The 6,153-nt window shown below is 75.0% G+C and carries 7 protein-coding genes; 4 read left to right on the top strand and 3 right to left on the bottom strand.

What is annotated here, in order from left to right; all coding sequences use genetic code 11:
- The 3 genes from QWZ14_RS29675 to QWZ14_RS29665 all read left to right on the top strand — a co-directional run.
- The coding region (locus QWZ14_RS29675; RefSeq protein ID WP_290320676.1) for a nucleotide-binding domain containing protein at positions 1 to 338 on the top strand (338 nt) is incomplete at its 5' end.
- Positions 335 to 1,357: a 4-hydroxythreonine-4-phosphate dehydrogenase PdxA gene (gene pdxA / locus QWZ14_RS29670; protein WP_290320675.1), complete on the top strand. Its 1,023-nt coding sequence runs from the start codon at positions 335 to 337 to the stop codon at positions 1,355 to 1,357. The genes QWZ14_RS29675 and pdxA, both read left to right, overlap by 4 nt.
- 275 nt (positions 1,358 to 1,632) lie before the next feature.
- Positions 1,633 to 2,742, top strand: coding sequence for an enolase C-terminal domain-like protein (locus QWZ14_RS29665; protein ID WP_290320674.1), 1,110 nt, complete (start codon positions 1,633 to 1,635; stop codon positions 2,740 to 2,742).
- Positions 2,743 to 2,754: 12 nt separating this feature from the next.
- Here QWZ14_RS29665 and QWZ14_RS29660 read toward each other — a convergent pair whose 3' ends face one another.
- The 3 genes from QWZ14_RS29660 to QWZ14_RS29650 form a co-directional block, all read right to left on the bottom strand.
- Entirely contained in the window at positions 2,755 to 3,381 is a 627-nt protein-coding gene (locus QWZ14_RS29660) for an invasion associated locus B family protein (protein ID WP_290320673.1), read from the bottom strand.
- Positions 3,382 to 3,461: 80 nt separating this feature from the next.
- Positions 3,462 to 4,916, bottom strand: a complete 1,455-nt coding sequence (locus QWZ14_RS29655; RefSeq protein WP_290320672.1) for a bifunctional heptose 7-phosphate kinase/heptose 1-phosphate adenyltransferase — start codon at positions 4,914 to 4,916, stop codon at positions 3,462 to 3,464.
- Between the two features lie 112 nt (positions 4,917 to 5,028).
- Positions 5,029 to 5,751 (bottom strand): metallophosphoesterase family protein, encoded by a 723-nt coding sequence (locus tag QWZ14_RS29650; RefSeq protein WP_290320671.1) that lies wholly within the window; start codon positions 5,749 to 5,751, stop codon positions 5,029 to 5,031.
- Between the two features lie 202 nt (positions 5,752 to 5,953).
- Between QWZ14_RS29650 and QWZ14_RS29645 the strand changes: the two genes are divergently transcribed.
- On the top strand, positions 5,954 to 6,153 hold a 200-nt coding region (locus QWZ14_RS29645), incomplete at its 3' end, for a hypothetical protein (protein ID WP_408903756.1).

The following is a 6,153-nucleotide window of genomic DNA, read 5'->3' as shown; positions in this document are numbered from 1 at the left end:
GCGCCGCGCTGGTCTGCCTGGCGCTGCCGCCCTTGCCGCGGGCGGAGGCGGCGCGGCGCATCGCCGCCGGCTTCGCCGCGCTGGTCGCCGCCCTGCCGCGTCCCGGCACGCTGCTGGTCGCCGGCGGCGAGACGCTGCGCGCGGTCTGCGACGCGCTCGGCGCCGAGGGGCTGCTGGCGCAGGGCGTGGCGATGCCGGGCGTGGCGCGTTCCACCCTGCGGGGCGGCGCCTGGGACGGCCTCGCGGTGCTGTCCAAGTCCGGGGCCTTCGGCCCGGATGCGCTCTGGCACGACCTTCTCGCCGGCAACGGCCTTTCCCCCGGGAGCATCGACGCATGACGGCCCACCTTGCCATCACCATGGGCGACCCCGCCGGGATCGGGCCCGAGATCATCGTCAAGGCCTGCCAGGAACTGGCGCCGCGGCTGGCCGACGGCACGCTGAAGCTGCTGGTCATCGGCCACGGCACCGCGCTCGAGCGCGCCCGCGCCGCCTTCGGCCCGGCGCTGCGCATCCCCCATGTCGCGGCCGGAGGCGACTGGCCTCCCCTGGCCTTCCTGCCGGCCGGGGAGGAGCGCGAGGCCATCGCCGTCGGCCGCCTCTCGGCGGAGGCCGGGCGCTTCGCCTACCTCGCCATCGAGCAGGGCGTGCGCCTGGCCCAGGCCGGCCGGGTCGGCGCGCTGGTGACGGCGCCGCTGAACAAGGAGGCGCTGAACGACGCCGGCCACCACTATGCCGGCCATACCGAGATGCTGGCGGCGCTGACCGGCGTGACGGGCAGCGTGATGCTGCTGGCGCACGGCAACATGCGCGTCAGCCACGTCACCACCCATTGCGCGCTGGAGGAGGTGCCGAAGCGGGTGACGCCCGCCCGCATCCGCCTGGTGCTCGACCTGACGCAGCAGGCGCTGCGGCGCCTCGGCATCGCCCGGCCGCATATCGCAGTGGCCGCGCTGAACCCGCATGCCGGGGAGGGCGGGCTGTTCGGCCGCCAGGACATCGACGTGGTGGCGCCGACCATCGCCCAGGCCAATGCCGACGGCCTGCGCGTCACCGGCCCGGTGCCGGGCGACACCGTCTTCGTCAAGCTGCGGGCCGGCCAGTTCGACGCCGTCGTCGCGATGTACCACGACCAGGGGCATATCCCGGTCAAGCTGCTCGGCTTCCACGTCGACCCCGAGACCGGCACCTGGGACGCGCTGTCCGGCGTCAACATCACCCTCGGCCTGCCGGTCATCCGCACCAGCGTGGACCACGGCACCGCCTTCGACATCGCCGGCCGGGGCATCGCCAGCGCCCGCAGCCTGGTGGAAGCCATCGAATACGCCGAGCGGCTCGCCGCCGGGACGGAGGCCTGACCGGCCCGCCTCTCGCCGCGCGATCATTCACGGCTTTGACAATCACCTGCTTGGCAATATCCCCCGCCCCCCGGCCACGCCATGGTCCCGCCGAGGAGGATCCCCGATGAGCCGGACGGAACGCATGATGGTCGTGGCAGGGCTGGTGCTGCTGGTCGCCACCCTCGCCCTGGCGAGCAACCGCGCGGCGGTGGCCGGCCTCGGCCTCTAGCCCCCGCCCGGGCTTGCCGCCGCCGCCGGGGCGTCCCTACCCTCCCGGCGGGAGGCCAACGCCAATGAAGATCACCCATGTCTCGCTGACGCTCTTCGCCTGGGACGACATCCCGCCGACGAAGTACCACGCCGCCTCGCGGCTCGACTCCGGCTCCTCCGCCCTCGGCCTGCTGAAGATCGGCACCGATGCGGGCATCGTGGGCCACGCCTTCCTCGGCTCCGCCACCCATACCGCGGTCAACGACGGGCCGGGGCTGGTCCGCTTCCTCAAGCCCATCCTGATGGGCCAGGACCCGCTCGACCGGGAGCGGCTGAATGCCGCGCTCTGGCCCTGGTCGCGGGTGATCTCGGTGCGCTCGATCGGCGCGGTGGACGTGGCGCTCTGGGACATCGCCGGGCAGGTGGCGGGAATGCCGATCCACCGGCTGCTGGGCACCACGCGGCATTCCATCCCGGCCTATGCCTCCTCGGCCATGCTGCCGGATGCCGCGGCCTATGCGGAGGAGGCGGTGCGGTTCCGCGACGCCGGCTGGGCCGCCTACAAGATCCATCCGCCGCAGCAGTGGAAGACCGACATCAAGGTCTGCCAGGCGGTGCGCGACGCGGTCGGCGAGGACTACACGCTGATGCTCGACAGCACCTGGTGCTACGACTTCCCCGCCGCGCTGCGCGTCGGCCGCGCCATCGAGGAGCTCGGCTTCCTATGGTACGAGGACCCGCTGCACGACCAGGACATCACCAGCTACGTCAAGCTGCGGCAGAAGCTCGACATCCCGATCGTCGCCACCGAATACCCGGCGGGCGGGCTCGAATCCTACGCGCCCTGGATCATGCTGCAGGCGACCGACTACCTGCGCGGCGACGTGGCGGTGAAGGGCGGCATCACCACGCTGATGAAGACCGCGCACCTCGCCGAGGCCTTCCGCATGAACTACGAGGTCCACCACGGCGGCAATTCGCTGAACAACGTCGCCAACCTGCATGTCTGCTGCGCCATCCGCAACACCACCTACTTCGAGGTGCTGCTGCCCGACGGCGCGCACAAGTACGGGCTGGCGCAGGACATCGTGGTCGGGAAGGACGGGCTGGTGCATGCGCCGGAGAAGCCCGGCCTCGGCGCCGAGATCGACTTCCCGCTGATCGAGCGCAAGCGGATCGCGGTGCTGGAATAGCCGCGCCGGGCCTCAGTCCGCTTCCCTGGCCAGCGCGTCGTAGGCGGCGGTGAAGCCGCGGAAGGAGACCGGGATGCCGGTCTCGGCGCCGGCCGAGTTGCGCCACTCCAGCCGGCCGGCGGCCTCGGCCGGGCGGGTGCGCAGGCGGCGCAGCAGCGCCTCCTCGCGCAGCTCGGCATCGGCGACGCAGCCGGTCGGGACGCAGTGGCGGAAGGCCAGGGCCAGCGGCGGCTCGCCCCGGCCGGGCGGGTCCAGGACCAGCCGGGCGGCCTGGGCCGGCTGCACGTTGACCGGCACCTGGGCGACCAGCCGCAGCGGCTCCCCCCGGGCCTGCCGGCCGAGGGCCAGCACGGCCAGCGGCTGCTGCCGCTGGTCGGTCGTCGTCTGCGCCATCTCGCAGACCCGGCCGGGCGGCAGGGCGGCGCCGGCCGGGCGCATGTCGCAGCGCACCACCCAGTCGCCGAACACCGCCATGGTGCGCTCCGGGCTCTCGGCCGCCGGCGGGGAGGCGGTGCGGCCGGCCGGCTGGGCATGAGGCGGGGCCGGGGCCGGAGCCGGCGACTGGGCCTGCCCCTGGCCCAGCCCGAGGGCGGCGGCAATGACGAGGGCCGGCCTGAAGCCCCGGTTTCCAGCGGACATCTGTCCCCCCTGCGTGCGGCGAGCGGCGGGCTGTAGCCTGCACCCCCGGGGCAGACAAGCCGCGGCGGCCCGGCCGCGGCTCAGAAGCCCAGGTCCGGCTCCGGCGAGGCGCGGCGGACGGTGCCGCCCCATTCCTGCATGATGTCGCCGCCGGCGACCGTCTCCGGCGCCCGGCCGGGGTCCTGCACCAGCACGTCCGGGCGCAGCAGCCGGATGAGGTCGACGGTGCCCTCGGTGCCGTAGCGGATCACCAGGTCCACCGCCGGCTGCTCCGCCAGGCCCTGCGCCGTCGGGTCGCCGTCGGCCACGCCGATCACCAGCCGGTCGCACCAGGCGCGGGCCCGGATCAGCACGCCCGGGTCCTCCGCCGCGGTGCTGGCGGCGAGGAAGCCGACCCGGTGGCCGGCGCGGCGCCAGCCCTCCACCCGCTCGGCGCCCTGGCCGCGGGAGGCGAGCTTGCGGGCGGCCAGCCGGCCGGGGGTCAGCACCTCGACGAATTCATCCTCCCGCACCACGCCGATGCCGGACTTGCCCATGGCGATCCCGGCCGCCAGGGCGCCGAGCCGGGCGACCACCGGCAGCGAGAGCCCCACCGCCAGCCCGGCGGCGGCGACCGCGATGACCGCGTCGCCGGCGCCGGAGGGGTCGATCATCTCGGCCACGTCGGCCGGCAGGTGCCGGGCCGCGGCGGTGCCGGCGCTGGCCGCCTCGCCCGGGCTGGCGGCGGCGTCGTCGGCATCGACCAGCGTCACCCCGGCCTCGCCGCGCAGCACCAGCACGGCGCCGAAGCCGTGCGCGCTGCGCAGCGCATGCGCGGCGACGGCGATCTCGGCATCGGTGCCGGCCGGCAGGCCGGTCGAGAGCGCCAGCTCGGCGCAGTCGGGCATGATGAGGTCGGCGCCGGCGAAGCGGCCGGGCTCGCCGCCGCGCGGGTCCACCACCACCTTGCGCCCGGCGGCGCGGGCGGCGGCGATCAGGCGGGCCGGGGTATCCCCGGCGAGGACGCCCTTGCGGTAGTCCGACAGCACCATGACGGTGGTGGCGGCGACCGCATCGGCGGCGATCCGGATCAGCCGGTCGGCCAGGCGGTGATGGATCGGGCTGACCTGTTCGTGGTCGGCCCGCAGCAGCTGCTGGCCGCTGGCGACGAAGCGGGTCTTGGTCGTGGTGGCGCGGCCGCCCTGGACCAGCAGCCAGGGCTCGACGCCCGGCTGGCCGCCGATGAGGCCGGTGAGGTCGCTGCCGGCCTGGTCGTCGCCCACGATGGAGACGAAGGCGACGGCGGCGCCGAGGGCGGTGAGGTTGCGGACCACGTTGCCGGCGCCGCCGGGCAGCGCCACGTCGCGCTCCACCGCCAGGACCGGCACCGGGGCCTCCGGGCTGATCCGCTCCACCCGGCCATAGACGTAGCGATCCAGCATCGCGTCGCCGACCACGAGGACGGTGCCGCGCCGGAGGAGGCGGACCGCATCGAGCAGGTCGGCCGGGATCGCGTCGGCTTTGGTGGGGGGGAGTTCTGGCGCTGGGCCGTGCATCGCACTGCGGTAGCGCAAGCCATGGCCCAGGCGCAAGGCGCGTCGCCGGGAATCTCGTCCGCGGGGGAGAATGTATCGGCCCCGGTCCGGAGGCGCCGGGCCGCGCCATGCCTTAACTGGTGAGGAAGCGCAGCCTCTGGCCCTCCAGCACCAGGCAGGTCAGCGCCCCGCCGAAGCAGGCGCCGGTGTCGATCCCGATGCGGTGAGGCCGCACCCCCGGGATCTCGGTCGGGGTATGGCCGTGCACCACCACCTGCGGCAGGTCGCCCTCGAAGGAAAGGAAGGGCTCGCGGATCCACAGCAGGTCGAAGGGGTCCTGCCGGTCGGTCGGGATGCCGGGGCGGACGCCGGCATGGACGAAGAGGTAGTCGCCGGCCTCGTAGCTCAGCGGGCAGTGCCGCAGCATGTCCAGGTGCTCGGGCAGCACGGCGGCGACGGCGGCGGGGTCGGCCGGGTCGGCGCCGTAGCTGGCGAGCGTCTCGGCCCCGCCGTTCTCCAGCCAGAAGGGCAGCGCCCCGGGATGCGCCTGCGGGTCGCAGGCGTCCAGCAGCATCACCTCGTGGTTGCCGAGCAGGTTGACGCATTCCGCCCCCTCGAGCGGCGGCGGGCCGAGCAGGGCGGCCAGCACCCCGGCGCTGTCCGGGCCCCGGTCCACGTAGTCGCCGAGGTGGACCAGGCTGGTGCGGGCGGCGGGCCAGCGGGCGGCGTCCTCCGCGATCAGGGCGTGCAGCGCCGCCAGCCGGTCGGCGCAGCCATGGACATCGCCGATGGCATAGATCCGCCAGCCCGGCGGCAGCGCGCCGGGGGCCAGCTGGCCGGGAATCGGCGCCCTCATGCGCAGGGCCAAGGGCGACCCGGGGAAACATCCAGGGACCCGCGGAGCCGGGCGCTGGGGAAGGCGGGGCGCCGGCACCGGGCGGTTCGGGCAGCGGCCCGGGCCGCGGGGCACCGGTCTCGTTGCGAGCTTAGCTGTTCGTTCAACATCCGGCGCGAGTTTAGCGGATGAATTGCCGCGCCGCACAGCGCCAGGACAGCGCATGATCGTGACCGACCCCAAACTTCGCGCCGTCCCGGCCGCCGCCGCCCAGGGGGGGGGCCAGGGGGGAGGCCAGGGAATTGCCCCGGGCCTCCCCGGCGACCCGCCGGGGACGGCCCCGGCGGCGCCGCTGCTGCCCATCGTGCGCCAGGCGCTGGCGGGGGAGGCGGGGCGGCTGGCCCTGCGGCTGCGGCCGGCCGG

Origin of the sequence: Paeniroseomonas aquatica (genome assembly GCF_030409335.1) — a bacterium.
Lineage (GTDB): Bacteria > Pseudomonadota > Alphaproteobacteria > Acetobacterales > Acetobacteraceae > Belnapia > Belnapia aquatica.
The sequence above is the reverse complement of the archived record's forward strand: the minus strand, read 5'-3'. Positions and strand labels throughout refer to the sequence as shown.

Bases quoted from the DNA above. Each gene is read 5' to 3' on its own strand.
- pdxA (WP_290320675.1), top strand. From the start codon at position 335: ATGACGGCCCACCTTGCCATCACCATGGGCGACCCCGCCGGGATCGGG.
- QWZ14_RS29665 (WP_290320674.1), top strand. From the start codon at position 1,633: ATGAAGATCACCCATGTCTCGCTGACGCTCTTCGCCTGGGACGACATC.
- QWZ14_RS29660 (WP_290320673.1), bottom strand. From the start codon at position 3,381: ATGTCCGCTGGAAACCGGGGCTTCAGGCCGGCCCTCGTCATTGCCGCC.
- QWZ14_RS29655 (WP_290320672.1), bottom strand. From the start codon at position 4,916: ATGCACGGCCCAGCGCCAGAACTCCCCCCCACCAAAGCCGACGCGATC.
- QWZ14_RS29650 (WP_290320671.1), bottom strand. From the start codon at position 5,751: ATGAGGGCGCCGATTCCCGGCCAGCTGGCCCCCGGCGCGCTGCCGCCG.